Genomic DNA, 25,286 nt, shown 5'->3' on the forward strand with positions numbered 1-25,286 from the left:
CTCAAAAATTCGTTGCTGACGAGAATTTCTTCTCATTAATGTCTCAATTACTTGAGACGCTTCAATCACTCGTTGTTCAGTTTTCAAAGGACAATTTGTAAGTTATTATCGTACTTTGTCGCTTTACCTCGTTTGGCGGCGACTTGACTACTATACCACATTTGGACTTAGTAATGCAAGCACTTTTTTTCGAGCGCTCCGTTCGTTGTTAGCGGCTTGTCCTTTGTTAGCAACTTGCCTTCCGAAGGGGCGAAAATTAATTTACCATGAAACCTATTATGAAGTCAACCCTTTTGCATATTGGAAAAACATTACTGATCCTAACGACTTATTTATCAAGGGTTTTGAAGCTTCAAAAAAGAAAAAGACAGCCTTTAAGGGCCGCCTGACTTCCTCAACCCGTTTCGGTTGAAGTTAATTTTTGAACAACGTATACCTCAGTAAGAGCTGTGAACATTCCGCGTCCGCAGGAACAGCCACTTCTTTGACCAATGTTTTTTTGACGAGTTTATTAAGAAGCTGCTGAAGATTGTTTCCCAGAATTGTAATCTCGGGCTGCTCCAGAAGTTCATCTGCACTCCACGGCTCCGGCCTCGAGTCCAGACGCTGGATGAGCGGCTTGCAGCAGCGCTCCATTTTGGACATGACCGAAAATTCGCATGCCAGAAGGACAAGCTGGATTCTTTGTTTCAGCGTTTCCTTGCTCGTGGTCAGCTCTTCATACAATTTGTATACGCCGCTGTTTATTGGACGAACCTGATTCCAGACCGCTTCCTGGACAGTTTCCCCCTCTTCGATGATGACAATGCGCGCCCAGTGTTTCAAAGCTTCCAGCACGTTCTGGTAAGCGTCGAGCAGATGTTCCTCGAGTATGTAGGATTTGCTCTTCAAATACTTGTTCAGAAAAAGCGAGAATTCCGACAGCAGCTGACGGTCGCGCAGCTCTTCCGGCAGAGAATGCGTACGCTCCCGAGAGTCTTCCAAGTACAATTGACGATCCAATTGGATCTCCCCTTTCAAAAGACCGTTAACGATATTCGATCTAATCGCTGCAGCAGCCCTGTTCAAGTACGGACGAATTCAACCATCTTCCTTGTATACGATGATTGTCTTCTATATAATGATGTATGGAGTTGTAAGTGTCCGGATGATTGGTAGTAAACCAGCAGAAGGATCGCACATCCTTCTGTGATGAAAGCAACCTGCTGCGGATAGCGAAACGAATTACCACGCTGTAACGGAGTCCGGGAAATACACGCTAAGATAACCTCCTCGCAAGAGTATTCGCAGGGTCTCCGAAGCCATCATTCGTTCGTTAGAAAAGTAATTCTACTTTCCTCCGCCGTTTCCTGCTTACATGAGAACGAATTGTGTTTTAATTCCGAAAATGCCTGTAGAAAGAGGGGAACACCGTTGCTTTTAAAATCAAGTAAAATCAATGAATTCCGCTTATGGGGTCTGCTGCTGACCATGGGCGGCATGCTTATTATGATCATCGGCCTGGCCGGAGTCGTGTTCGACTGGGGCGCCGTCGGGCGAATTATTGCCGTCATCTTCTTGATTCTCGGGATGATCAGCATGCTCGGAAGTATGGCCATTTACTTCTGGGCGGGCATGATGTCAACCTCCGCCGTGGCGCTCGATTGCCCTGAGTGCGGCAAAAGAACGAAGATGATCGGTAAAACAGACCGCTGCATGTTCTGCAAAACGATTTTGACGGTCGACCCTTCGATGGCACCCGCGGAAGCCGAAATCGCGGATGAAGGAAATATCCGCAAGCCGGAAACCGGCGCCACCCCGTCCGCAATCGACTCATCTAAACATTAATGTAAAAAAGCTGCCATCCATTACGGATGACAGCTTTTTTTGTAGAAATTTAATGATTTCGGGCGAGCCAAATTTTAAACTTGCCTGGATTCAGTCTTTCCCAGGATAAGGCTGAGCGGCCCCATCCTACTGCAGGGCATCGGCTATGACCTTCCATATGGCCGGTTCTTCAAAACCGCGCCGCCAGGAAGCGACCCCCGCCAATTTGTATTTACTCACAATCTCCAGACGGGCTTTAACGGACGTTTCGTCCTCCAGCCAGATCCGGTTGAGTTTTCCGTCTTCTTTGTATTCGACGTAATTTTGCCCGGTGTCTTCACGGAATTCGGGTGTCAGGCCTTTCTCCTGTATAATCTTGCGAGGTTTCTCCATAAATACAGCCTTCGAGCTGACTTTGGTACCGTCATCCTTCTGTTCCTCGGTCCATATGCGCGTATAAAAAGGAATGCCCAACACAAGTTTGGAAGGCGGTATTTTGTCTTCATCCAGAATCTGCTTGAGAGAACGCTCCACCCACGGGAGAGACGCGACTGAGCCCGACTTCGGACTCGATGCCCAGTGCTCGTCATAGGCCATGAGCATCATATAGTCCACGGCAGCGGCCAGTGCGGGTCGGTCATATACGCGGCTCCAGGCATCGCTGCCCGATTTTGCCGTCACATCGATTGACAGAATCAATCCCCGCTCATGGAGCAGCGGAGCCATTTCTCTCACGAATTGGACCAGATTAGGCCCGTCCGATTTGTTCATGTTCTCAAAATCAATATTGATGCCCTGCAAATTATACTGTTTAGCAAAAGACAGAAGCTGGTTGATCATGTTCAGCCGGGTTTCGTAGCTTTCCAGCGCCTTGCCCGTCATTTTCGGTTCAAAAGAGTTGTCGAAAAGGGCCCAGATCTGGTAATTGCGGCCGTTCGCCCATTTGATGTAATCGGGGTCGGCCTGATTCTTGATGGTCCCCTTCTCGTCAGCGAGATGAAACCAGGTAGGACTCACGACATTGAGGCCGGGCATCTCAGGAATGGAGGCCGTTTTGGGCGTTGCCGTAACGACATGTTCCCATGTCATATTGAGCTTGCCTTGGGGTTTCCATCGCGGCTTCGCGGCGGGAGGTTGAAATTCGGGAATCACCTCTCCTTTTTCTTCCGTCACAAGAGAAGCCTTAACGAAACCGGCACGTCCGCCGGTCTGCTGAACTTTGTACCAGCCGTTCTGTTCGCCCCAAATCATGACACGCTCGCCATCCCCCAAGCTGCCCGTGATCGGATTACGAATCGAGCTGCCGCTGCGCAGCTCGCCTCCTTCTTTTCCGCGAAAAGTCCCCCAGCGTATCTTCTCCCCGGGATTAAAAAGCGATACGGCGCCGGTTACCTCATCCTCCCTGAGTTGTATACCGTACAGCTCCTTAAGGACGGAAACAGGTACGTAGAACTCTTTTTCCTGCTTTGTCATCGGCGATACAAGGGGGATTTCTTTGAGGTTCCGGGACGCGGTGGCTTTGTCGGCCTGAAGCCGCACTACGGCCTGTTCCGTCGTCAAAATAACGGAATTGCCGGAAGCCTCGCTGCGGACAGCCGGATCGATCCACTCGGCTATGAGTCCCAAGGGGAGTTTCATGGCCTCTTTGGACCCCAAGGCGGAGCTTTCGTAAGCTTCCCCCTGATAGAAGACCGGCTTGTCCAGTTTAGCGTAAAATGGCGTTATCTGATTGGTATTTGGCAGCCGGTTCATGACCAGGTAAGCGATGGCCGCCAATACGATAAGCAAGAGTATAAAAGAACGGAACCGGCTCTTTTTGCGCTTCGAGCCGCGCATGTAGGGCTGCTTCAAAAGCTTCTGCACATCCTTTCAGAAAAAAGAAAAACGTATCGGCACGCCCGATAACGAAGAGCGGCTAATACGTTCGCGTAATAACGTGTTTGGAAGTTTGAGAACGACGAATCAATGCGTCGCCTTTCCTGCACAGTCCGGACAAAGCCCGACGACTTCAAGCCGGTGTCCGCCTACCCTAAAGCCGGTTTGCTGAGCGGCAACGTGCTCAACATCAACGATGGGCGAGTAATCAAAATCGGATATCTTGCCGCAGACTTGGCAGCGGGCATGATAATGATCGGACAGATCGGCATCGAAACGGCTGGAATCGTCCCCGTAAGTCAATTCCCGTACTAACCCCGCGTCTATGAACACTTTCAGGTTGTTGTAAACCGTGGCCACGCTCATATTCGGAAATTTGGATTCCAACGCCTTGTAAATCTCATCAGCCGTAGGGTGGTTGAAGGAATCGAACAAGTACGTCAAAATCGCGTACCGCTGCGGAGTCATGCGAACACCTGTCGTTTTAAGTTTGGCAAGCGCTTCTTCCAAATGTTCGGACATGATTCTCACCACCTGTTAGTAAGGGGCAGTACTGTGTACTCGATGGACACAGATACAACCTTTATTCTATTGTACGTGTGAGAAATTGCACTTGTCAACGCCTGATGAAGGCGTGATGCGTTTAATTTACGGTTTCCAGGGAAATCTCGCCATCCGTCCGGATCGCAAGGTTATGTTCACCGCTTCCCACGGTACCGCTCAGTTTCTCCTCCTCCAGCCGGACCGGGAGCCCCGTATGAAGCACCCTCGCGGAACCTTGAACCTTAAAGCCCGCTTCCCCGGGGAGGCGGATCGTAATCCGGCCGTTATTGGTGCTGGCCTGCCAATCTCCGGCCATTTCGGCGGATTCGAGCCGTACCGATCCGTTCTCGGTCTCCGCTTGAATCCGTCCGGAGACATCTTTGATTTTAACGCTCCCGTTATCGGTGCGCGCCACCGCGTCTCCCTTCACCGAGGAAAGGGTGACTTTGCCATTAGAGGCGGCAGCATGAACCCCCGCTCCGGTTTCCCGGATAACGACCTCGCCGTTGACGGTTTGCGCCTTGACGGCTCCCGAGATGGAGCTGACGCTGATTTTGCCGTTTGCCGTAACCGCTTCTACATGACCCTGGATATCGGTTAATTCCACCGAACCGTTGCTCGTATGAGCGGAAAACAGGTTGAGGGTCCGGAGACCCGCCGCGTGAACGGCACCATTCTCCGTTTCGGCCAGATAATCCAGAGACGCTGTACGCGGCAGCGTAACGGTAATGTCTATTCTCGCTTTATTTTTGACAAACCAGGCCTTCGTATATTCTTCCCCGACCGCTTTAAGCGTTAATTCAGTCCCTTGAATGCTCTGCTCGACATACGAAGCATCCGCGATTTTGCGGGCTTCTTGCTCATCGTCGTCGTTCACCCAGACCGTTGCCTGTATCCGGACGGCATCCCCGTCTCCAGCAGCCAGCTCAATGCGGCCGTTCGTGTTGATTGCGTGAACGTGGGTTACCGCGGGAGTCAGGATGAACTCCGCCGGTTCCTTGTCAAAGCTCCGGCTCTGCAGCGCACCGACCTTGAGGTTAAACCCGGACAGCAGCCCCTGGCTGAATCCCTGGGAACCGGCGACAACGGCGCAGATAACCACCGAGAAGAAAATGGCCACCGGGTCCAGTTTGACAGCCGCTTCCCGGGAATTGGACAGGAATTGCAGCAAAATCAGTTCCAGCCCTGCGGCCACGAACAAAAGGGGCCACCAGCTTATCAGTTGCCCCAACATATGGGTGCCTGCGGCCCGGTCCAGAAGCATGGATACGCCAACTGTGACAAACAGCACCGCCGCCGTAAATCTGCCCGCTTTAATCAATCCGATCACCCGATCTATTGTTTTCTTTTCGTTTCCCAGACAAAAAGAGCAATTCCGCCGACAATCAGAACGATGGCTCCGAAATAAGAACCGAACAGCTTAAAGAACGATTCCAGCCAAACCGGTTTGCTGCTGGCCAGAAAAAGGAATCCGCCTGCCGCAATCAGCAGGATACCCAAGTTTCCGCCTTTAGCCAGTTTTTGCAGAGGATCGGTCAATTCCTCGGATTCTCCGTAAAAACGGCGCCGGTTTACGATATCCGTAAGCTGCAAGGCTTCGAATATGTTGTAGAAGTAAATGACCGGCAGAATGAGCGAAAACAGCGTGATCATGGCCACGTTCGTTCCTTCATCCCGGGTTGCGAAAAGCACAATCGCGAAAATATCCATAATGACGAGCATCATGATAAACAATCCGCGCTGCATCATCCCCACATAAAATTGGCCGGTTCCCGGCATCATCAGGGAAAGAAGCATAGCCAGCCATTTCTTCTTGGGCGGCTGTTGAAAATACGGGGGATATGGCGGCACGCCGTAAGGGGGGCCGGGCGGATAATTCCGCTGCTGCTCCTCATAAAAGTGCGGATCTTTCAAGTCATCCATCTCGGGCGAGCCTCCTGGGGTGTAAGAAAATTGTTGAGACATTCCGTACCTCCTTGCTGCATGATCGTCATGCACGTTATCCTATTCTGTTGGACAAATGTTGGACGAATTCGGACCATTCGGCCACATGCGAATTCAAAAGTTTCAAAAGACCGGAGTTGATAAATATATAAGTAGCCGCTGTGGCGACAAAAAGATTGACAAGTTCCGAATGCCTTCGTTTCTTCGGCGCTAAGGGTCGAAATCCAGGCACGGTATTCCCCGCGGCAACATCCTTCATCACCCGGTCGGTGAAATTGGCGGAAGGTTGGAGCAGCTTCATGCCGTTTAGTTCGGCTTGGAGTGCGGGCGGAAGTTCCGGGCTATTGTGAAGCGCGTGAAGCCGGGGCTGACTGGGACGTCTGGGCGTTCGTTCGGGCATCTGGATACACCTCCAACCATTTTTCTTTAAGCATGGCTTTGCCGCGGTATAAGCGCGTCTCGATCGTCTTCAGGGGAAGATCGGTCACATCCGATATTTCCTGGTACGACAACTGTTTGAAGTGATAAAGATACATCACCAGTTTGTATTTCTCCGGCATTTCGGCGATCAACCGGTGGACGGAGTCGCTCTCTTCATGACGGATCGCCTGCTGTTCGGGCTCGGTCCTGCGGTCGGCCAACCAGGTCTTGAGCTTGTCGAGCAAGGGAACTACAGGACGCCTGCGCTGGGCACGGCGGTAATCCGTAACGAGGTTAACGGTCATCCGGTACAACCAAGTCGTGAATTTGCTCTCCCCTCTGAAATGGGATAAAGAGCGGTACAGCTTCAAAAACACTTCCTGGGACAAGTCTTCGGCGGTTTCGCGATGGTTCACCATGCGGTAAATCAGCGTATACACGTAGCTTTTGTGCCGATCAACCAATACGCGGTAAGCTTCCGCCTCCCCCCGGTTGATCTGCTCCACCAACTGTTCGTCTGTCAGGTGCTCCATTGCTTCACCGCCCTTTCTCTTGTGCCCTCTTTACTATAACGCGCTTAACATCCGATTTACATATCTTTTGACGATACTAAAAAGATTCCCCCTTCAAACCGGATAAAAAAAAGAAAAAGCAGGGCCACCTCGCCCCGCTTGACACTTCTACTTATTCCATGGTTACCCCCACCACGCCGTCCAGATGACGGATATCATCCAGCAAGAGAGGAACCAGGTGGTAATCCGGTATGATAACATTCAGATAGATCATAACCGTCTGCCGCTCATCTTTTTCTTCTTCATTCACACCGAATTTGCGTATCTCCACTTTATTCTTTTCGAGGATGTCGGAGATTTTACCGAGATTGCCGGGCCGGTCCAGCGCATGAACCCGGATCAGATGGCGTTTCTTGGCGCCGAAATATTTGTGCTCGATTTTATTTAAAATCCACAGAGAAAGAATGACCATGATCGTGGATAAGATGGCCGCGTAATAAAAACCGGCTCCCGCAGCGAGACCGATTGCCGCAACGACCCAAAGCGAAGCTGCCGTCGTAAGTCCGGAAACGGAAAAGCCGTTGCGTATGATCGTTCCGGCGCCAAGGAAACCGATGCCGCTGACAACTTGCGCCGCAAGCCGGGAGGGGTCCATACGAACAGTCAGCTCTTTGGAAAACGCGCTGAATCCATAGATGGAGAGCAGCATGATCAAAGCGGAACCGACACAGACCAGGATATGCGTCCGGAATCCGGCCGCCTGGTTGCTCAGCTCCCGTTCGAAGCCGATCAATCCTCCAAGCACCAAAGCCAAAATCAGTCTAATCGTTAAATCGAACTGCCCGATTACCCAAGGATCATTCAAGTTCGTTCCCACGCTCCTCTTCTTTTCGTGCTGATGTGTCCCAGCTTCCCCTCATTATATGCCTTGGATTTTCTCAAATGTCACCAAAGCGACGGAAGGGGCAATCGTACGTTTGCCGGTACGGTGAAAACCGAACTTTTCATAGAGGCGGACAGCGGGCAGATTGGCTTCTCCCGTAGACACGACAAATCTGACCGCCTGCGGGTTTGACGCGATTGCATGACGAATCAGTGCGGAAGCGATTCCCTGGCGGAAATGACGGGGGTGAACCATCATCCGCGTAATCGTCAGCTCTGTTCCATTTTCTTCCCAAGCGACTGCGCCCGTGAGTTCTTCCCGCCCCTCCTCCCGGTCACTGACATAATACCCCGTAAACGTCTCTTTGGAACACCGCAGGGTTAACGGGCTGTCCCTCAGGGGCGGAATGTCTTTGTACCCGATTAGTCCGGCCTCTACAAGATAAGCGGCTGTCTGCAAAGCAAGCAGCTCCAGCACGGCTTGAACATCGTCCAGGGGGATTTGTCTCATCATCGTTTTCATCTCCTCATGCCCGTTTACGCCCTACCTGTTGTAAAAAAACGGCATATCCTGATGGACATGCCGTTCGATGTGCCTAAAATGGTTTCGCTGTTCGGCTTATTGCGCCTGCAAAGTCTCCACGATGAGCTTGTTGACCAAGCTGGGATTGGCTTTGCCCTTCGTTTCCTTCATAACCTGGCCGACGAGGAAGCCGACCGCCTTCTCTTTGCCCGCTTTATAATCGGCTACGGATTGCGGATTGCCTGCCACAACCTGCTCGACAACGGATTTGATGGCGCCTTCGTCACTGATCTGAACGAGGCCCTTCTCTTCGACAATCTGTTGCGGCGCTTTGCCGCTTTCGATCATTTCTTTAAAAACGGTTTTGGCGATTTTGTTGGAAATGGTGCCTTTTTCGATCAGACCGATCATTTCACCGAGTCCTTGACCGGTTATTCGGATCTCGCCGAAATCCAGTCCGCCGGCATTGAGATACCCGAGAAGGTCACCCATGATCCAGTTGGAAACGGCCTTCGCGTCGGACGTATATTTCAGGCTTTCCTCGAAGAAATCGGCCATCTTCATGGAAGCGGTAATCACCTCGGCATCGTAGCTCGGAAGTCCGTACTCGCTTACGTAGCGTGCTTTACGGGCATCCGGAAGCTCCGGAATCGACGATTTTACGCGCTCTTTCCAGGCGGCATCGATATGCAGGTTCACGAGATCCGGATCCGGGAAATAGCGGTAATCATGAGATTCTTCCTTGCCCCGCATGGAAAGGGTTTTGCCCTGGCCTTCGTCCCAGCGGCGCGTTTCCTGGACGACCTCGCCCCCGCCGTTCAGGACTTCCGCCTGGCGGATTTCTTCATATTCGAGACCGCGCTGTACGCCGCGGAAGGAGTTCATGTTCTTAAGCTCGGCGCGTGTGCCGAATTTCTCTCGGCCTACCGGACGGATAGAGATGTTGGCATCGCAGCGCAGAGAACCTTCTTCCATCTTGACGTCCGAAACGTCGCAGTAAAGCATGATGGCGCGAAGCTTCTCCAGATACGCGCGCGCCTCTTCCGGAGAGCGGAGATCCGGCTCGGAGACGATCTCGACCAGAGGCGTTCCGACCCGGTTGAAGTCAACCAGCGAAGCGTAACCGCCGTCGACGTGAGTCAGCTTGCCCGCATCTTCTTCCAGATGCAGCCGGGTAATGCCGATACGTTTCGTCTCCCCGCCCACTTCAATGTCGATCCAGCCGTTCTCGCCGATCGGCTTGTCGAACTGGGAGATCTGGTACGCCTTGGGCGAATCCGGATAGAAATAGTTTTTGCGGTCGAATTTCGTCACGTCCGCGATCTCGCAGTTCAAAGCCATGGCGGCTTTCATCGCATATTCGACAGCCTGCCGGTTAAGTACCGGCAGAACGCCCGGATGCCCGAGACAGACCGGGCACGTATGCGTGTTCGGAGGCGCGCCGAACGAGGTGGAGCAGCCGCAGAAGATTTTGGAATTTGTATGCAGTTCAACGTGAACTTCAAGCCCGATCACGGTTTCGTATTTCGTTTCAGTCGCTGACAAAAAGATCCCTCCTGTTACGCGTTATAGCTGCGGACGCTGCTTGTGATGATCGGTGTTCTGCTCGAAAGCGTGAGCTACGCGCAGCACGGTGGACTCGTCCAGCGCCTTCCCGATAATCTGCAGTCCTACAGGCAGGCCAGAGGCCAGACCACACGGTACGCTGATGGCCGGAATACCTGCCAGGTTGACCGGGATGGTCAAAATATCGTTCAAATACATCGTAAGCGGGTCGCCTACCTGCTCTCCCAGACGGAACGCCGTCGTAGGAGCCGTAGGGCCGATCACGACATCGTAGTTTGCGAAAACTTGATCAAAATCCTGCTTGATCAGCGTGCGGACTTTCTGCGCCTTCAGATAATAGGCATCATAATAGCCGGAGCTGAGCGCGTAAGTCCCAAGCATGATCCGGCGTTTCACTTCCGGACCGAATCCTTCGCTTCTGGACATATGGTACATTTCCAGCAGGTTGTTCGCGTTGTCCGTACGTATGCCGTAGCGGACGCCGTCGTAACGCGCGAGGTTGGAGGACGCTTCCGATGAAGCGAGCAGATAGTATGCCGCAACGGCATACTCGGAATGCGGCAGGGAAACTTCCTCGACTACCGCTCCCAGACCTTCCAGCACGCGGAGGGCTTCCTGGATCTTCTCCTTCACCTGAGGATCGACGCCGGCACCCAGGTATTCCTTCGGCACCGCGATGCGGAGCCCTTTGACGTCGCCGGTCAATGCGGAGACGTAATCGGGAATCTCCACGTTCGCCGACGTGGAGTCCTGCGGATCGTGGCCCGCAATCGACTGCAGGACGTAAGCGGAGTCTTCGACGTTCTTCGTGAGCGGACCGATCTGGTCCAGCGAAGAGGCGAACGCGACTAGTCCGAACCGGGACACGAGCCCGTAGGTCGGCTTCAGGCCGACCACGCCGCAGTATGCGGCCGGCTGGCGGATCGAGCCGCCGGTGTCGGAGCCCAGCGAGAAATACACCTCGCCGGCAGCCACGGAAGCCGCAGAGCCGCCGCTGGAACCGCCGGGCACGCGATCCAGATCCCACGGATTGCGTGTCGCGTGGAACGCGGAGTTCTCGTTGGAGCCGCCCATGGCGAACTCGTCCATATTCAGCTTGCCGACGGGAAGCGCCTGGGCTTCCTTCAGCTTGCGCATCACAGTCGCGTCGTACACGGGCGTGTAGTTCGACAGGAACTTGCTCGCGCACGTGGTCGTGACGCCTTCGGTCACGATGTTATCCTTGATGCCTGCAGGCAGACCGAACAGGATTCCCCGGGATTCTCCCGCGGCAATTTGCTCGTCCAGCGCTTTCGCAGAGCGGCGGGCGTTTTCTTCATCGAGCTTGAGGAACGCTTTTACTTTGCCGTCCACTTCGGCGATCCGCCGGTAAGACTGATCGACCAGCTCCGTGACGGATACTTTTTTATCCAGCAGTTGTGTATGTAATTCTTGTAATCTCAACTCAAATAGCGACAACGTAAGGTGCCTCCCTTCAAATAACAGACAACCGTGCAAACTCCAAGGTCTGGTTAAACGTTCGTATTACTCCATAACGGCGGGCACTTTGAACTGCCCGTCTTCTTCTTCCGGAGCGTTCAGCATCACTTTGTCCAAAGGCAGGGACGGACGGACTTCATCCTCCCGCGTCACGTTCTTGACGGACATCGCATGACTCGTCGGCTCCACATGTTCCGTATCCAGCTTTCCAAGCTGTTCGGCGTATTTCAAAATAGCGTTAAGCTGTTCCGTAAACTGTTCCTTCTCTTCGGCAGAAAGATCAAGGCGGGCCAGCTTGGCCACGTGTTCGACATCCTTAATAGTAATGCTCACAGACGATTCGCACCTCTCTTTGTATGTACACGCCAAATTCATTCTACCTATTATAGCCTAGTTATTTTTTGATCTCAATTGATTCCCGGCCGAAAACGCAGAAATAAGCGGAATTTTGCGGTTTTTCGGTAATCGCGGGAATGCAAAAGTCAGATCGCAAAAAGAGCCTCTCCCGGGTCACCTAAGACGGAAAGGCTCTATTTGCAATCTTTTGTACGGGAAACAAGCCCCGAAGCTCTTCAAACGATCATCTATATCCAAGCCCGAAGGTTCACCTGTTTGATGAAATCCTCGGCGCTTTGAACTTCTTTGCTCTTCTCTGCAACGATTTCAACCGGTTCGCCGTTCATCACTCGGTTAAACAGTTCTTCGTTGCGCGTCGCCAGCGCGAAATCGATCAAGGCTTCCTTCTCCAAACGGTCGACTTCCTGACGAAGCAGGACTTCTTCCAGTTCGATATCTGAGGCGGGCACGAAAAAATGTTTATTCAGCTTCGGCACTCGGATGACGTAGTCGAACAAGTTGTCGTTGTTGCGGTCATAAGCGATGATGTAGGCGTAATCGCCGATCGGCAGATTCTGTTCGAGCCGGTCCTCCACAATGATCACGCGCGCTCCCAAAGACAGCATCCGGATTCCCCCTTTCCCATGCAGAGCGGGCTGAGATGCCCTGTTCCGATTCTCTTAAAGCGATGCGGAAAGCATAAACTCTACTTTCGAATCTAGCATGGATTAGTAACATCGTACTAAAAAAAGAGTACGCTGTCCATAAACGTCTCCCTGTTTTCCGGACGGTTTGGGGGAGTTTTTATTGACCTCCGGTTGAACAGCCGCTGCGAGCGCGAGCTATTGTCAGAGAACCAGAACGCCCTCCCGGGATACGGTAAGCTTCTCGAATCCGGTTTCCGTAATGGCATATGTATTCTCGATCCCGACAACACCCTGTCCGGGGAATGTGAATTTCGGCTCCACGGCGATGACCATGCCGGGCTCGAGCTTGTATTTAAACCCTTTGGCCAACACCGGAAACTCATCGATTTCCAGACCAATTCCGTGTCCGAGAAACTTAACCTGATCCATGCCGTACCCCATAAAATGGCCGCCCAGTCCTTCGGCAGACGCCGTGTCCAGCGATTGCAGGTAGAGATGCTCCGCAACGGTCCCCGGCTTCATCATCGCTTCGGCTTCCTTCAAAATTTTCTCCGAAATTTCGTAAGCGTGCCGAAGCTCTTCCGGCAAAGCGCCGATCACCGCGGTACGCGTCTGGTCGATCACATAGCCCTCGATGTTGCAGCCGATATCGATAAGAATAGGCTCGTTACGGCCGATGGGCCGGCTCCCCGCACTTTGCGGACTTGCCGGGCTGAGCCCCCTGCCGCCTGCAGGACCGTCAAAATAAGTCGGCTCGGCCGCAGCCGCCCCTGCCGCCACGCAGCCCGTAATGAGCTCGGAGTTATACGCGCGCATACGCATGAGCCCGAGATGGCCTTGGAGGCGATTCTCCCGCTCGATGAGGCTCATCAGCTCGAACTCGGGCATCCCTTCGCGGATACCGGCGAGCGCCTTCTCCAGCGTCCGGTCGATAACGCCCGCGGCCTTGCGGATGAGCGCGATTTCATCGGCGGACTTGATCATCCGCAGCTCTTTGACGAGCAGCGAGCCGTCTCTCCACTTCACGCCGGGAAAAGCCCCCTCCAGCCGCTGGAACTGCTGGACGGGAAGCACGTCGAACTCCGTGGCGATGACGGGCTCTTTGTCCGAAGCGAACACGCCGGGATAGCGCTGGGCGAGCCGGTCTTTGAGCGTACGGAGGGAGCCGAGTTCCTCCACCTCCGCGAGCGACTCCTGCTGCGCTCTCGTGATGCTGCGGCGCACAACGAACAGCGGATTGCCCTCGGCGGGAACGAACAAATACCCGTTTTGCATGGAGCCGTTAAAATAGTACAAGTCCACATGATGGTTTACCAGGAAGCCGTCGATACCGCCGGCCTGCATCGCCTTCTGCAGCCGCTGCTGTCTTTCCGCATACGGATGATCCGTTTTGTTCATTAATATCCATCCCTTCTTACGGTTCTTATACCGTCATCATACCCCGCTCCGGCGAGGAGGCGCAAACAGATTTCGAGCGGCCAAACGAATGATGCGAGGCTGGTCCGGGGCTGCAGAAATGAATTCATGCAGCCTTTAAACCGAACCGATGAAGCGCATTATGCAGCGAGGGAATGAAGCGAATGGCGAGGTTAAAACGGGGAACTGCCCGAAGCACCGCTTCAAGCGGGCATTTTGAAGCATGAGGTTTATGAAATTCACAAAACGAAACTAAAAAACGCAAACTCGCGGCTTCTGCCGAAAGTTTGCGTTCTTCGCAAACAAATCTATTCGTTTCGTGTCTTCTTTTTCCAAAATATCACATTTATACCGTACAGGCAAGCTTTTTATCGCAAGTCAGTCCGGTATTTCTTAGCCGGTGCTTCGGGGCGTAGATATTCCGCCAAAAAAAAGAACCCGCACGCTTTCGCATTCGGATTCTGAAAGATTGCTCTTACTCAGGCGTTCCTTGCGGAAAACCTCCGAATTAACATTTTTTGGCGTAACCGAAACTGCTTGAAATGATAACGAGAAGAATGAAAAGGACGAGGATATAGGCGGAATTGTCGGACCAGCATTTCTTCGCGATCGGTTTGACCGGATGGCAGACGGGATGATGTGGATGATGTGGATGATGTGGATGATGCGGCTTATAGTTCGCTACATACACCTGATTTACGATAGGTATAGACGGCATTTGAATGACCGGCGACGGCAAGGGACCGGGATAAGGCAGCGGAGTCGGTTGTACGGGCATCGGTGCCGGCATCGGCATGGGCTGAGGTATTACAGCTTGCGGCATGGGACCCGTCTGTTTGGGCGTGTAGACGGGACCGGTGTACGTTTTTTTAACATGTTCCATGGGTTATTCCCTCCTGTATGTTACCGTTCCGTATTTTAAATTACCTTGTGCGGAATTCGGAAAGTAGGCTTACAGCCTTACACCAACAGTCTATGGGTCCTTTCCCATGCGGAACACGGTATATACCCAGCCCCTTGAAATTAGGCGTTTTTCATGCGAAAAAGCCTCCGGATGCCTTGTACCGGCGAATGCCCGTCCGCTGCAGCGGATGTCCCGAAGGACGCGCTATCAGCAAAAAAGGAATTCGCCCGGCTTGCATTCCGGAGGCTTTTTGGGGCGGTAAAGGTTTACTGCCCTTAAATATAAGGATTGTTCTGTTTTTCGTAGCCGATCGTCGTCTTGGGGCCGTGGCCCGGGTAAACCGTCACGTCGTCGCCAAGCTCAAAAAACTTGCCGTGAATGGAATCGAGCAGCGTGTTCCAATCGCCGCCGGGAAGGTCCGTACGGCCCACGGACAGACGGAACAGCACATCTCCGCCGATCAGGTGGTTGTCGAACAGGAGGCTGACGCTGCCCGGCGAGTGGCCCGGGGTGTGAAGCACTTTGATCTTGGTGCCGAAAAATTCGAGCACCTGTCCTTCGTCAAGCGCGTACTCCGCCGGCTCGACCACAATCGGGTCGGTAACGTCCGGCCAGCGCGCGGAGCCGTTCAGCTTAGGGCTGCCCAGCCAGTCGCTCTCGGCATCGTGAAGATAGACCGGGCACTTCTTCAGCTCCCGGAGCTCCTGCACGCCTCCGATATGATCGAGATGAGCATGCGTGAGCAGAATGGCTTCGATCTCCATGTCCTTAATGCGCTTGAGCAGCGGTCCCGGTTTCATGCCGGGGTCGATGACAACGCCCTTCTGCCCGCTTTCGTCGGTCAGCAGGTAAGCGTTCGTCTCCATGGGGCCGAGCTTAAAAGTTTCGATGCGGATCATGCGTACCCCTCCTGTCAGAACGTGGAAAGCAGCTCGCGGAGCTCGCTTACGATGACGGACTGATAGCCGACACCTTCGCCGTACTGGCGGAGCATTTCCGCGCGTACCGCCTGGATTTTATCGTTGTAATCGGGCGCTTCGCGGTCCGGATTTCCTTCTTTGAAGGCTTTCATGACAGCCTGTACCCGTTCAGGACGGGGACCCCATTTGCCAAGCACGTGGCCGCCCGTATCCGTGATAATAACGACCGGAATGGAGCGTCCGCCGAAAGTCAGGAACTGGTCCATAACATCGGTATGTTCTTCCATAATGAGGACTTCTACCGGTATTCCGCTGTTTTCCAGCGCCTTGAATACGACCGGGATGTTGCGCACGACGTCGCCGCACCACTCGGCCGCGATGATGACGCAGCGCAGGTCGTCCCGGTTGTTCAGGGATTCGAAAAATTCCCGGTCGTCCTCTGTCTCCCACTGAAACTTCCCGTACCAGTCAAGAAACGCTTCCTGGTTGCGCTGCATGCTGTCGATGAACTGCTGCGGCGTTAAGCCTTTGCCGATGACGGCGGATAAGTTGGTGCTCATAAAATCCATCCCTTCTTTGACGGCAAACTGCGTTATTTACGCTTTGCCCGCATTTTTTTGGCTACCAGATAAATGATCATAAGACCGATAGCTGCGATTAGAATTGGAACTGTGTATTTGCCTGCAATGTCGTCGATGCTCTCCCAATTGTCTTTCAGGGTCATCCCGAGATAGACGAACAGCATGGACCACGGAATAACCGCCAACGTCGTATAGAACGTAAACAGTCCCAGAGGCATTTTGGCAAGCCCCGCCGGTACCGAGATCGCATGCCGGACGACCGGTATGAAACGGGCCGTAAAAATAACGCCTGTTCCGTATTTGTTGAACCAGGTCTCCGCAACGTCGATGTGATGCTTATTGATGAATATGTATTTGCCGTACCTTTCCAAAATAGGACGTCCGCCGTAACGGCCGACCCAGTAGACGAAAATCTGGGCGATGACGCCACCCACGGTGCCGAAAAAGACGGCGCCTGCAAAACCGATCTCGCCTTTGGCTACCAGATAGCCCGCATACGAAAGTACGATTTCACTCGGAATAACCTCGATCATCAGTCCGAGCATAACCCCCCAGTACCCGAGGCCTTCAAAAAATACCAAAAGCGAATGAATAAACTCTCCCATCTCCAACCTACTTTCCCCAGCATGATTGTCGATTCGCGGGTCTTCCCGCGCTTTCTTCTAATAGAATCTCCCCTATTCTACCATAGAGAAAGGCCGTCAACCACTTAACAATGCGGCCGGGCCGTGTAAAGGAGACGATGAAGCCCTTTCGCGGGGAGCCGATAAAGAAATGTCTCCTATCCGCTCGAACCGGCAAAGAACCCTGCTCATCCGGAAGGAAGTGTAAAAGCCGAACCAAACGGATGAAACTGACGGACCCCGCGGACAACTTTTACTTGTCCGGTTATTTTCATCATGAGCTGACAGGCCCGTGCATATAGTGTACAAACTGGTCTGGGGGGAAGGTTCATGTTCAAATCTTTTGTGCTCAAAAAATATCACTTCGTCATGTTTCTCGGATTTCTTTGCGTAGCGTTCGCGGCAGTCCTGTTTTTGCGGAATCCACAAATCTTGTCTACGGCGGCGGAGCCTGCCACGGCTTCGGAACGGACGATCCAGCTCGTTACCGGAGAATTTTCCACGAAGCTGGATAACGGCAAAGAAATCGAAGCTTACCGCTGGGACCCCGGCACGATTGTCGTGCGCAAAGGCGAGAATATCCGGCTCAGCATTTACGGAGTCAACGGAGCGAGCCATCCTTTTATTATCGAAGGTCTGAACATCAAAGGCGAAGTAAAAAAAGGCAAAGAAACGGTCGTCAGCTTCAAAGCGGAAAAAACGGGAACCTACCGGCTCATCTGCACGACCCACACGGATATCACCCACAGCGGCCCGATGATCGCCTATATCAATGTCATCGACTGACAGGAAGCCTCAGGCTTCCTTTTTTTTATTGTTTCTTGCATCGCTGCCCGGCTCCGTCACCACCAATTTTTTTCCGTTTATTCCGTCTTCCCTTCGCTCTTCCGGCTTCTTCCCCTTCCTTTCCTCCTCACTTCCGGCAGGTCAGCCGCATACACTGAAACAGAGTAAGGAGGCGATCCGGTTGAAGAATAAAACCAACGAGAAGCACAAGCCGCAAATTCCGAGCGCCAGGGGAATACGCCGTTCGTGCAGCCGCGAGCTTTACCGAACCGTCAAACGGCTGAAAATGTATATCTCCCCGGAAAAAATCGAGGAAGCGGAGAAGATATATACCCGGAAAGTAGCCCAGCACATCGCGTTCATCGTGGAGCATTCGGATAACCGCAAAGTCCAGGCGGACTGGTGGGAGGAACATGTCGCCCCCGAGATAGCCGTCCTGTGGGACGTGAACGCCGATACGCTGTCCAAAGCGTTCCGCAGCGCTTACGGGGGATAAGAATGAACGCCGGACCGCGCTTGCGGAACCGGCTTTTTTTTGCTGAACAGCCTCCGGGAAGCCGGATGAAATGGAGATGTAAGGGCAGGCTAACCCTTATCCGATATGTAAACCGACAGGAGGATCAGTCAGCATGATCAAGATTTCCGGGTCTGTCAAGGCCCTCCCCTTACGGCGGACGGCTGCGGCCTGCGCCATTTGCGTCTTCTTCACCCTGGCCCCCGCTCCCGCGCTCGCATCCGGCGGGTCTCACGTCTCAAGCGGGTTAAGCGTTTCCGCACCCCGAGCGGAAGCCGTGAACGGGCTGCGGCACCGTTCAACCGCTTCACCGGCTTCGATACCGGCGGAGAAAGATCCGCACGCCGCTGCCGCCAAACCCCGGGATCGGGATTATTACGAACAGCGCGGAGAAATCGTCTGGGAGGTCCCGTCCGCAGGCAAAGTGATTGCACTGACGTTCGACGACGGGCCGGACCCGGTACAGACGGTGCAAATTTTGGACGAGCTGAAAAAGTACGGGGCGAAAGCCACGTTTTTCGTAGTCGGAAAAAGAGCCGAGAGGTTTCCCGAACTGATCAAACGAGAGGCGGCCGAGGGGCATGAGATCGGCAATCATACGTACAGCCACCCTTTTCTGACCAACAACCGGTCCACGGAAAGCATCCGCAGCGAGATCGCGGCGACGCAGAAGGTGATCAAATCCATCAACGGAACGGCACCCGTCCTGTTCCGCCCGCCGGGCGGCTATTACCATGAAAGGCTTGTTCATGTCTCTCTGGCGGAAGGGTGTCTGCCTATTCTATGGTCCTGGCACCAGGACACGGAAGACTGGAAAGCTCCCGGTGTGAACCGGGTCGTGAACAAGGTGCTGAACAACGCCCGCGAGGGTGACATTGTCCTGTTCCACGATCATGTCCAAGGTTCTTCGAACACGGTCGATGCGATCCGTAAAATTCTGCCCGAGCTGTCGAAGCGGGGTTATCATTTTGTCACGGTATCGGAGCTTCTGAAACTGCGCGGATCAACCAGCGGAGTAAGCAAACCTTCCGGTTCCAAAACGAAATAAGCGGTCCCGCGATTTCATCTGTCCTCCTTCCTTCTTCCGATGTACAATTGGGAAAAGGGATCACGGGTTGGAGGACGGTGGCTTTACGTAATGGAAGCTTTAAGCTGGGAAATGCTGCTTTTTCTGATTGTGACCGGGTTTTTGGCCGCTTTCGTGGATTCGGTTGTCGGCGGGGGCGGTCTTATTACGGTTCCGGCCCTGCTGTTTACGGGCCTTCCGCCGGCGCTCGTTCTCGGAACCAACAAGCTGGCGGGAACGATGTGCTCGCTGACTAGCATGACTTCGTTCCTGCTCTCCGGAAAAATCCATTTTCGGCTGGCCGCGGCGCTTTTTCCGCTGTCCTTGGTCGGTTCGATGCTCGGCGCGCTGCTGGTACACCGGATACCGTCCGAGTTTCTTAAACCGCTGGTCGTGGTGCTGCTCATTGCCGTGACGGTCTACACTTTGCTCAAAAAAAATTGGGGAGCGGCGTCCACCTTCAGCGGCCTTACGTCCCGGAGCAGGTTCTGGCTGGCGGCCGGAGCTTTCGTTATCGGCTTTTACGACGGCTTCTTCGGCCCCGGAACGGGCTCGTTCCTTATTTTTCTGTTTCTGCTGCTCGGTTTTGATTTCGTGGGAGCATCCGCCAATTCGAAAGTGCTTAATTTCGCCAGCAATATCGGTGCGCTGGTCACCTTCTTCCTGATGGATTCCGTAAGTCTCGCATACGGAATCCCAATGGGGATCGCCATGATCGGAGGCGCGCTTGCGGGAACCCGTTTTGCCATCCGCAAAGGAGCTTCCTTCGTCAAGCCGCTATTTCTGATCATGACCACGGTGTTGATCGGCAAACAGTTATGGACGCTGATCATGTCCTGACGACGGCCTTCCGTGCAGCATGCAAGCAAACAAAAAGAGCCTGACCGTTCAATCGTGAACTGGCAGGCTCTTTCGCGTTAAATTTGATGCGATTCGTAGATGCGGATACTTTCCGGTTTCTGCTTGGCAGCCTCCGCCATTCCCGCAGCGACCCGCTGAGCCGGTATCGGCCTGTATTTACGAAGACCCCCCGCCATCAGGAAAGAGAAGGCTTTCGCGGCAACGGCTCCCGCTTTCTCGCCGAAACGGAATTCCTCTCTGTCTCCCAAAAGGAGGGAAGGTCTGAATATTCGCAGTGTACGAAGTCCCAATTTGGATAAACCGTGTTCCAGATCTCCTTTGACCCGGCTGTAAAAAAATTTCGAATCCCGCTTCGCTCCCATGGCGGAAACGACAAGAAATTGGCGGGCCCCGTACTTCTTCGCCAGGTTGCCCAGAATCATCGGGTATTCATAATCGACCTCGCGGAACTGTTCCTGTGTCCCGGCTTTCTTAATCGTGGTGCCCAGCGCGCAAAACACATCCGCCTGCTTCAATTCTCCGCGTAAATCTTGCTCCAGCTGCTCCGGGCTCCAATCCGTCACGATTTGATGAAACTTGCTTTCACTGTCCCGTCCCTCGATTCGCGTGCGGACCAAGACGATAATTTTCTCGTAACCGGGATCGGCGATAAGGACAGAGATCAACTCTCTGCCTACCAGTCCCGACGCGCCGGCTATTATGGCAGTTTTTTTCATTAAGCAGCACTCCTGGTTTAAAAACGTAAAAACGGGTTAAACACCTGTAGATTTTACCAATTGGCGGTTTCTCATCCCTTTAAACGCGGAATTAAGCAAACGGCGCCTCTACAAATATAAACAGCCCCGAAGCGGGGCCGTTATCCTATAAACGAATGAATGTACGTTAAAGTTTCGGAAGCCTTCCCTAGATGAGCGTCTCGCCTTCGAAATACGAAAGACGCGCTTTCGGTTTCATCTCTTGGCCTCCATGGCCGCCGTGTGAACGTTTGAAAACCTCGCTTTGGGTATATGCCTCGAACGCTTCTTTATTCTCCCACTTCGTGATCACTTTAATCGCCTGTTCGTCGGTCCAGACTTCCAATCCGAGAAAGCCTTGGAGTTCTTTCATGTTAGGCGCCTGTTTGCGGAACATTTCGACCATTTGCGGAGGATTGGGAACTTCAATGGTATTTACGGCAATGTACATCTTGGACATCCTCATTTCTTAATTAGAGTACGAAACCTTATGTATAGTGTAGACCATTGAGAGCGGAGAAACAAATAAACAGAGATTATAACCATTATTTGTCTTGTAAAATAATTAATACGATATATAATAAGCGATATTTAATAAATAACTATTTAAAAACAAAGGAGAGAAAATTTTGAAGCTTCCGAAGTTAATTACCTTACTAACCGGCGCAGCCCTCTGTGTCTCTTTGTGGACGGCTCCGGCCTCGGCTGAAGAAACCTTGAACTGGGTGGAAGGTCCGAAAAAAGTGGGACTCGGTCAAATCGCCGAGCTGGATCTGGACAAAAATTTTGTGTTTCTGAATGATACCGATACCAAAAAGTTTGAACAGCAAAACGATTCCCACGTGAACAACCGTGAAATCGGTTCCGTTTTCCCGAAGGATGAAAATCAAAACTGGGCGGTTATTTTCGAATACGAGGACACCGGTCACGTCAAAGATGACGAGAAAGACAAAATCGATGCGAACGAGCTCCTTGAAAGTTACAAGACCGGAACGGAAGAAGCGAATAAAAAAAGAGATGTATCCAACCGCCTGTTCGTCGACGGCTGGGATGTGAAGCCCTTTTACGACAACGACATACATAGCCTTTCCTGGTCCCTTCTTGGACACGATTCCAATAACGAAAAATTCGTCAACTACAACGTCAACGTACTTACCCGGAAGGGTGTGATTTCCGTCGTTCTCGTGACCGACCCGAAAAATCTCGCTGCGGACCGTAAGGTGCTGACCACCTCCATCCTGCCGAAGCTGCAGGTTAAGGCCGGAGAACGGTACGAGGATTACAACTCCAAAACGGACAAGCTGGCCGAGTACGGTCTGTCGGGCCTGATCCTCGGGGGCGCGGGTCTTGCGGTCGCCAAAAAGGTCGGACTGATCGGACTGCTGCTCGTCTTCCTGAAAAAGTTCGGCGTCATTCTTGTCGCCGCCCTCGCTGCCTTGTGGCGGTTCCTCCGCGGCAAGAAAAAGAAAGCGGCCGCCGCAGAGCAGGCCGCGGAGGCGCGTGCCGCCGAAGCGAGAGCGGCCGAGCTGACGGCAGCCGGAAGCGACGGCCCCGCGGCCGATGCGACGACGCAGGACGCGGCCACCGCTCCCGGGCCTTCGGAGGAGACGGCGGCGCAGCAGCAGCCTGCCGGCGAAAGCGGGCGCCCGGCGGTGCGCATGCTGTCCGGCGGCGAAGCTCCGGCGGACCCGGGTGCCCCCGCAGACGCCAGGACTCACGGCGGCTCCGGGGCTGACCCGGCGCTGGAGCCGGAGCATTCCCGCTCCGAGGCGGCTCCCGCTTCCGAGTCCGGAACCGGCCGCACACCTCTTACGGAGGAGGATTCCCTCCGTAAGCCCGACCGGCCGGAAGATCCGGACAAGAGCAAGTAGCCTGCGGCTGTGTTCACCGCGCGGTGCAGATTCATCCAAAGGCAGTTCCCGTTCGAGGACGGGAGCTGCCTTTTTTTCTATCCGGAAAACGGAGCCATGTCCGCGGTATGCCCCCGGTTTGTCCCCGAAATGCCGGTCCGGCATCCCCGTTCTGGCTATATCCCGGATACTCCGCCCGGTATATCTTTAATAGTGTAAAGGATTTACCGAGGTTTCCGATTCAAGCGGAGGTGAACGTACAGAACATACAAAACGCACAAAACCGAAAGCGCTTTATTTTTCTGACGGAACATGCCGTCATTAAATCCACTAATTTAGGAGGGAATTTATTTATGAAGCTTAAAAAAATGGTCACTTCTCTGCTCGTGATTTCCGCTTTTACGACGACTTCGGCATTTGCCCAGACGTCCCCCGGAGGCGTCAAAGACGACCTTTATCAGAAGGCCGTTCAAAAGGAAGTCGAAAATTTTGTCAAGAAAGCTTATACGCCCTACTACACAATTAACTCCATTCAATTATCCACTTCGGATTACTCGGTTAAAGACAACCGGTTGACGGCCCGCGTGAACATTTCCTTGAATAAAACGCTCAAAGCGAAATCGGTCGATGAGCTGCCCTACGTGAAAGGATTGAAAAGCAAGCTTAACGTCTTGAAGCTGCGCAAAGACGCAAGCTCCACGGATGCGGAGCAGGTCGTCAACGACCGGATGAAAGATCTGCAGGAATATATCGGGACTTCCACGGACCAGAACGATTCGTTCCGGATTACGGCTCCTATCGTGAACGGCAGCCCGGACCTCAAGAACGCCAATATGGAATTTCTTAACGGACTGGTCGACTGGATTCCCGCGGATTATTTTATTCCTTCCAATGAGTCCAACATGATCGAAAACGGCGAAGAGTTTGTTACGGAAGCCGTAACGACCAACAAAAGCTTCCTCGTCAAGAGCCCTGCAGAAGCTTCGCTGGTCCAGCCGCTTGCCGCCGTCACCTACGACAGGATTGCCGCCAGGGATTATGCCAACAAATGGACCTCGAACACAACGAACGCGTCCGGCTACGACACGAGCAAATGGAACCCGAACTATGCCAAACATACCGAAAACGGCGGTGTCGACTGCGCCAACTACGTTTCTCAATCGATCTATGCCGGCGGCATCCCGAAGGACAGCACCTGGAAACCGGAAAGCCTCGCCTGGGTGAACACGGGCCGTAACATCTCCAACGGTTTGAAGCAGTATATGGTGGATACGAAAGGCTATTTCTACAAGACCACCAAAGCGACGACTCCCGCAGGCGGCTTCATCAGCGCCTTAAACTACTCGCACGTTATGTTCGTGGTAGCCAACGATACGGTCACGATGCAGTTCAGCGCTCACACCAATGACAGACTTAAAGCATCCTTTGCCAACTTCTCCGCTTCGGAATATGAGTTCTACTATATTAAATCCGCGTATTTAAAATAACAGCTGTACCCGAGGCGAACAGCCGGCGGCGGCCGATACCACCCCCTATCCCGTATACAAGCGGGACAGGGGGTTTATTTTAGGAGCCGGGTAACGGCGTACTCCGCTGTCTCCCGCTCTTTGACATACATAAATCCGCCCAGCTGCCGGGAGGAAATCAATTCGCGGGCGGGCCCCAGCTTGTTCTTCATTCGGGCGATCACCTTGGAGATTCCGTCCGGCTGGATGTACCCGCCCCAGAGCTTTTCCGCAATGGTGTGCTTGGTCACGACAATCCCTTCGTTCTCCACAAAGAACGTAAGCAGCGCCGCTTCTTTCTCCGAAAGCTCGGTCCTTGTACTGCCGTATTTGATACAGAACTGTTTTGGATGAAAGTAGGTCCCTTCCCCGATGTAGACCAGCTCGGAACCGGCCGCCGCTTCGTACAGTCCCGGGCAGACCAGGACAGAGATCAGTTTATCCGGCGTTTCGGCGGCCTTGCTTTTAAGACGGGCAACGGGGTCCATCAATATTTCTCTCACGCCGATTTCTTTGGCATAGACCGTTTCCAGCGGGGTCATAGGTTCACGGATCATCAAGTAAGTCGTTGTTCCCAGTTTGACGGAACGCTTAAGCCGGAACCAGTCTTTCTCGTCCGGGCTGCCCACAGCCAGTATCGCCTGCCCGCTGCCCGGTCCCGGGAGGCCGCCGAGTTCAGATCTCGCGTGAACGGAACAAACCGTTTCGTTAAAAAAATAAGAAAGCACATGGGCCATATCCGGGTCATCTGTATAGATCGCGATTGTCATCAGCGGAGCCTCCCCCTTGCGTAGTTTATGAAACAAGCTAAGTTTTCAGCGGCGTTAGCGGTTAACCCGGTAAACTTGGAAGGATAGTCTTATCCTATAGATACCAGAACCAGGAAATATTTTCAATTATTTTTAAAAAATAATTCCTTTTCATAAATAAAAAAAGAAAGATTATACCTGAATATAAAAAAGGCAGCCCCCGTTTGGGAACGGGAACTGCCTT

Annotated in this window: 27 protein-coding genes; 7 read left to right on the top strand and 20 right to left on the bottom strand. The window is 53.1% G+C overall.

What is annotated here, in order from left to right:
* Positions 1–414: 414 nt before the first annotated feature.
* Entirely contained in the window at positions 415–1,002 is a 588-nt protein-coding gene (locus tag ABH899_RS24705; protein WP_370001318.1) for a hypothetical protein, read from the bottom strand.
* A 411-nt stretch (positions 1,003–1,413) separates the two neighbouring features.
* Between ABH899_RS24705 and ABH899_RS24710 the strand changes: the two genes are divergently transcribed.
* Positions 1,414–1,827: a DUF2614 family zinc ribbon-containing protein gene (locus ABH899_RS24710; protein WP_370001319.1), complete on the top strand. Its 414-nt coding sequence runs from the start codon at positions 1,414–1,416 to the stop codon at positions 1,825–1,827.
* A gap of 126 nt (positions 1,828–1,953) precedes the next feature.
* On the opposite strand, the gene ABH899_RS24715 is transcribed toward ABH899_RS24710, so the two are convergent.
* The 16 genes from ABH899_RS24715 to uptA form a co-directional block, all read right to left on the bottom strand.
* Positions 1,954–3,657 (bottom strand): glycosyl hydrolase family 18 protein, encoded by a 1,704-nt coding sequence (locus tag ABH899_RS24715; RefSeq protein ID WP_370001320.1) that lies wholly within the window; start codon positions 3,655–3,657, stop codon positions 1,954–1,956.
* A gap of 111 nt (positions 3,658–3,768) precedes the next feature.
* On the bottom strand, positions 3,769–4,203 hold the full coding sequence (locus ABH899_RS24720; RefSeq protein ID WP_370001321.1) for a Fur family transcriptional regulator: 435 nt from the start codon (positions 4,201–4,203) through the stop codon (positions 3,769–3,771).
* Between the two features lie 121 nt (positions 4,204–4,324).
* Positions 4,325–5,554, bottom strand: coding sequence for a DUF4097 family beta strand repeat-containing protein (locus ABH899_RS24725; protein ID WP_370001322.1), 1,230 nt, complete (start codon positions 5,552–5,554; stop codon positions 4,325–4,327).
* Positions 5,555–5,559: 5 nt separating this feature from the next.
* Positions 5,560–6,189: a hypothetical protein gene (locus tag ABH899_RS24730; protein ID WP_016423569.1), complete on the bottom strand. Its 630-nt coding sequence runs from the start codon at positions 6,187–6,189 to the stop codon at positions 5,560–5,562.
* A 320-nt stretch (positions 6,190–6,509) separates the two neighbouring features.
* The gene (locus ABH899_RS24735; protein ID WP_009671396.1) at positions 6,510–7,121 is read right to left on the bottom strand and encodes an RNA polymerase sigma factor; all 612 of its coding nucleotides are present in this window, start codon (positions 7,119–7,121) and stop codon (positions 6,510–6,512) included.
* Between the two features lie 151 nt (positions 7,122–7,272).
* Positions 7,273–7,965 carry an MgtC/SapB family protein gene (locus ABH899_RS24740; protein WP_370001323.1) on the bottom strand — a complete coding sequence of 231 codons (693 nt, stop codon included), beginning with the start codon at positions 7,963–7,965 and terminating at the stop codon, positions 7,273–7,275.
* A gap of 54 nt (positions 7,966–8,019) precedes the next feature.
* Positions 8,020–8,496 (bottom strand): GNAT family N-acetyltransferase, encoded by a 477-nt coding sequence (locus ABH899_RS24745; protein ID WP_370001324.1) that lies wholly within the window; start codon positions 8,494–8,496, stop codon positions 8,020–8,022.
* Between the two features lie 105 nt (positions 8,497–8,601).
* Positions 8,602–10,050, bottom strand: a complete 1,449-nt coding sequence (gene gatB, locus ABH899_RS24750) for an Asp-tRNA(Asn)/Glu-tRNA(Gln) amidotransferase subunit GatB (RefSeq protein ID WP_370001325.1) — start codon at positions 10,048–10,050, stop codon at positions 8,602–8,604.
* A 21-nt stretch (positions 10,051–10,071) separates the two neighbouring features.
* Positions 10,072–11,529 (bottom strand): Asp-tRNA(Asn)/Glu-tRNA(Gln) amidotransferase subunit GatA, encoded by a 1,458-nt coding sequence (gatA, locus tag ABH899_RS24755; RefSeq protein WP_009671389.1) that lies wholly within the window; start codon positions 11,527–11,529, stop codon positions 10,072–10,074.
* 66 nt (positions 11,530–11,595) lie between these two features.
* Positions 11,596–11,883, bottom strand: coding sequence for an Asp-tRNA(Asn)/Glu-tRNA(Gln) amidotransferase subunit GatC (gene gatC / locus ABH899_RS24760; RefSeq protein ID WP_042234499.1), 288 nt, complete (start codon positions 11,881–11,883; stop codon positions 11,596–11,598).
* Between the two features lie 251 nt (positions 11,884–12,134).
* Positions 12,135–12,512: a hypothetical protein gene (locus ABH899_RS24765; RefSeq protein WP_009671386.1), complete on the bottom strand. Its 378-nt coding sequence runs from the start codon at positions 12,510–12,512 to the stop codon at positions 12,135–12,137.
* A 222-nt stretch (positions 12,513–12,734) separates the two neighbouring features.
* Positions 12,735–13,931, bottom strand: a complete 1,197-nt coding sequence (locus ABH899_RS24770; protein WP_370001326.1) for a M24 family metallopeptidase — start codon at positions 13,929–13,931, stop codon at positions 12,735–12,737.
* Between the two features lie 526 nt (positions 13,932–14,457).
* Complete coding sequence (locus ABH899_RS24775) at positions 14,458–14,832, bottom strand: hypothetical protein (RefSeq protein ID WP_370001327.1); 375 nt, start codon at positions 14,830–14,832, stop codon at positions 14,458–14,460.
* 296 nt (positions 14,833–15,128) lie between these two features.
* A complete protein-coding gene (locus tag ABH899_RS24780) occupies positions 15,129–15,752 on the bottom strand; it encodes an MBL fold metallo-hydrolase (RefSeq protein ID WP_370001328.1) in 624 nt (207 codons plus the stop codon).
* A 14-nt stretch (positions 15,753–15,766) separates the two neighbouring features.
* Positions 15,767–16,333 carry a thioredoxin family protein gene (locus ABH899_RS24785; protein WP_009671385.1) on the bottom strand — a complete coding sequence of 189 codons (567 nt, stop codon included), beginning with the start codon at positions 16,331–16,333 and terminating at the stop codon, positions 15,767–15,769.
* A 32-nt stretch (positions 16,334–16,365) separates the two neighbouring features.
* On the bottom strand, positions 16,366–16,959 hold the full coding sequence (gene uptA / locus ABH899_RS24790) for an undecaprenyl phosphate transporter UptA (RefSeq protein ID WP_016423572.1): 594 nt from the start codon (positions 16,957–16,959) through the stop codon (positions 16,366–16,368).
* 348 nt (positions 16,960–17,307) lie between these two features.
* On the opposite strand from uptA, the gene ABH899_RS24795 reads away from it, so the two are divergent.
* The 4 genes from ABH899_RS24795 (at position 17,308) to ABH899_RS24810 (ending at position 20,183) form a co-directional block, all read left to right on the top strand.
* Positions 17,308–17,763: a cupredoxin domain-containing protein gene (locus tag ABH899_RS24795; protein ID WP_370001329.1), complete on the top strand. Its 456-nt coding sequence runs from the start codon at positions 17,308–17,310 to the stop codon at positions 17,761–17,763.
* Between the two features lie 181 nt (positions 17,764–17,944).
* A complete protein-coding gene (locus tag ABH899_RS24800) occupies positions 17,945–18,259 on the top strand; it encodes a hypothetical protein (protein WP_009673285.1) in 315 nt (104 codons plus the stop codon).
* A 133-nt stretch (positions 18,260–18,392) separates the two neighbouring features.
* Positions 18,393–19,325, top strand: coding sequence for a polysaccharide deacetylase family protein (locus ABH899_RS24805; RefSeq protein WP_370001330.1), 933 nt, complete (start codon positions 18,393–18,395; stop codon positions 19,323–19,325).
* A 90-nt stretch (positions 19,326–19,415) separates the two neighbouring features.
* Positions 19,416–20,183 (top strand): TSUP family transporter, encoded by a 768-nt coding sequence (locus ABH899_RS24810; protein ID WP_370001331.1) that lies wholly within the window; start codon positions 19,416–19,418, stop codon positions 20,181–20,183.
* Between the two features lie 77 nt (positions 20,184–20,260).
* Here the strand turns inward: ABH899_RS24810 and ABH899_RS24815 are convergent, their stop codons facing one another.
* Positions 20,261–20,920 carry an NAD(P)H-binding protein gene (locus ABH899_RS24815; protein ID WP_370001332.1) on the bottom strand — a complete coding sequence of 220 codons (660 nt, stop codon included), beginning with the start codon at positions 20,918–20,920 and terminating at the stop codon, positions 20,261–20,263.
* Between the two features lie 187 nt (positions 20,921–21,107).
* The gene (locus ABH899_RS24820; protein WP_009673274.1) at positions 21,108–21,389 is read right to left on the bottom strand and encodes an antibiotic biosynthesis monooxygenase family protein; all 282 of its coding nucleotides are present in this window, start codon (positions 21,387–21,389) and stop codon (positions 21,108–21,110) included.
* Between the two features lie 178 nt (positions 21,390–21,567).
* Here ABH899_RS24820 and ABH899_RS24825 point away from each other — a divergent pair, with 178 nt between their 5' ends.
* Positions 21,568–22,809, top strand: a complete 1,242-nt coding sequence (locus ABH899_RS24825) for a DUF2167 domain-containing protein (RefSeq protein WP_370001333.1) — start codon at positions 21,568–21,570, stop codon at positions 22,807–22,809.
* 332 nt (positions 22,810–23,141) lie between these two features.
* On the top strand, positions 23,142–24,275 hold the full coding sequence (locus ABH899_RS24830; RefSeq protein ID WP_370001334.1) for an amidase domain-containing protein: 1,134 nt from the start codon (positions 23,142–23,144) through the stop codon (positions 24,273–24,275).
* A gap of 74 nt (positions 24,276–24,349) precedes the next feature.
* Here the strand turns inward: ABH899_RS24830 and ABH899_RS24835 are convergent, their stop codons facing one another.
* A complete protein-coding gene (locus ABH899_RS24835) occupies positions 24,350–25,063 on the bottom strand; it encodes a winged helix-turn-helix domain-containing protein (protein WP_370001335.1) in 714 nt (237 codons plus the stop codon).
* Between the last annotated feature and the right edge of the window lie 223 nt (positions 25,064–25,286).

The organism is Paenibacillus sp. RC84 (assembly GCF_041260495.1).
GTDB lineage: Bacteria > Bacillota > Bacilli > Paenibacillales > NBRC-103111 > Paenibacillus_F.

Excerpts from the sequence above, each read along its gene's own strand:
- ABH899_RS24780 (WP_370001328.1), bottom strand. The coding sequence starts at position 15,752 with ATGATCCGCATCGAAACTTTTAAGCTCGGCCCCATGGAGACGAACGCT.
- ABH899_RS24830 (WP_370001334.1), top strand. The coding sequence starts at position 23,142 with ATGAAGCTTAAAAAAATGGTCACTTCTCTGCTCGTGATTTCCGCTTTT.
- ABH899_RS24765 (WP_009671386.1), bottom strand. The coding sequence starts at position 12,512 with ATGCTGTCTTTGGGAGCGCGCGTGATCATTGTGGAGGACCGGCTCGAA.
- ABH899_RS24720 (WP_370001321.1), bottom strand. The coding sequence starts at position 4,203 with ATGTCCGAACATTTGGAAGAAGCGCTTGCCAAACTTAAAACGACAGGT.
- ABH899_RS24775 (WP_370001327.1), bottom strand. The coding sequence starts at position 14,832 with ATGGAACATGTTAAAAAAACGTACACCGGTCCCGTCTACACGCCCAAA.
- ABH899_RS24835 (WP_370001335.1), bottom strand. The coding sequence starts at position 25,063 with ATGACAATCGCGATCTATACAGATGACCCGGATATGGCCCATGTGCTT.
- ABH899_RS24730 (WP_016423569.1), bottom strand. The coding sequence starts at position 6,189 with ATGTCTCAACAATTTTCTTACACCCCAGGAGGCTCGCCCGAGATGGAT.
- ABH899_RS24770 (WP_370001326.1), bottom strand. The coding sequence starts at position 13,931 with ATGAACAAAACGGATCATCCGTATGCGGAAAGACAGCAGCGGCTGCAG.
- ABH899_RS24735 (WP_009671396.1), bottom strand. The coding sequence starts at position 7,121 with ATGGAGCACCTGACAGACGAACAGTTGGTGGAGCAGATCAACCGGGGG.
- ABH899_RS24745 (WP_370001324.1), bottom strand. The coding sequence starts at position 8,496 with ATGATGAGACAAATCCCCCTGGACGATGTTCAAGCCGTGCTGGAGCTG.
- ABH899_RS24810 (WP_370001331.1), top strand. The coding sequence starts at position 19,416 with ATGGAAGCTTTAAGCTGGGAAATGCTGCTTTTTCTGATTGTGACCGGG.
- ABH899_RS24795 (WP_370001329.1), top strand. The coding sequence starts at position 17,308 with ATGTTCAAATCTTTTGTGCTCAAAAAATATCACTTCGTCATGTTTCTC.
- ABH899_RS24805 (WP_370001330.1), top strand. The coding sequence starts at position 18,393 with ATGATCAAGATTTCCGGGTCTGTCAAGGCCCTCCCCTTACGGCGGACG.
- ABH899_RS24815 (WP_370001332.1), bottom strand. The coding sequence starts at position 20,920 with ATGAAAAAAACTGCCATAATAGCCGGCGCGTCGGGACTGGTAGGCAGA.
- ABH899_RS24820 (WP_009673274.1), bottom strand. The coding sequence starts at position 21,389 with ATGTACATTGCCGTAAATACCATTGAAGTTCCCAATCCTCCGCAAATG.
- uptA (WP_016423572.1), bottom strand. The coding sequence starts at position 16,959 with ATGGGAGAGTTTATTCATTCGCTTTTGGTATTTTTTGAAGGCCTCGGG.
- ABH899_RS24785 (WP_009671385.1), bottom strand. The coding sequence starts at position 16,333 with ATGAGCACCAACTTATCCGCCGTCATCGGCAAAGGCTTAACGCCGCAG.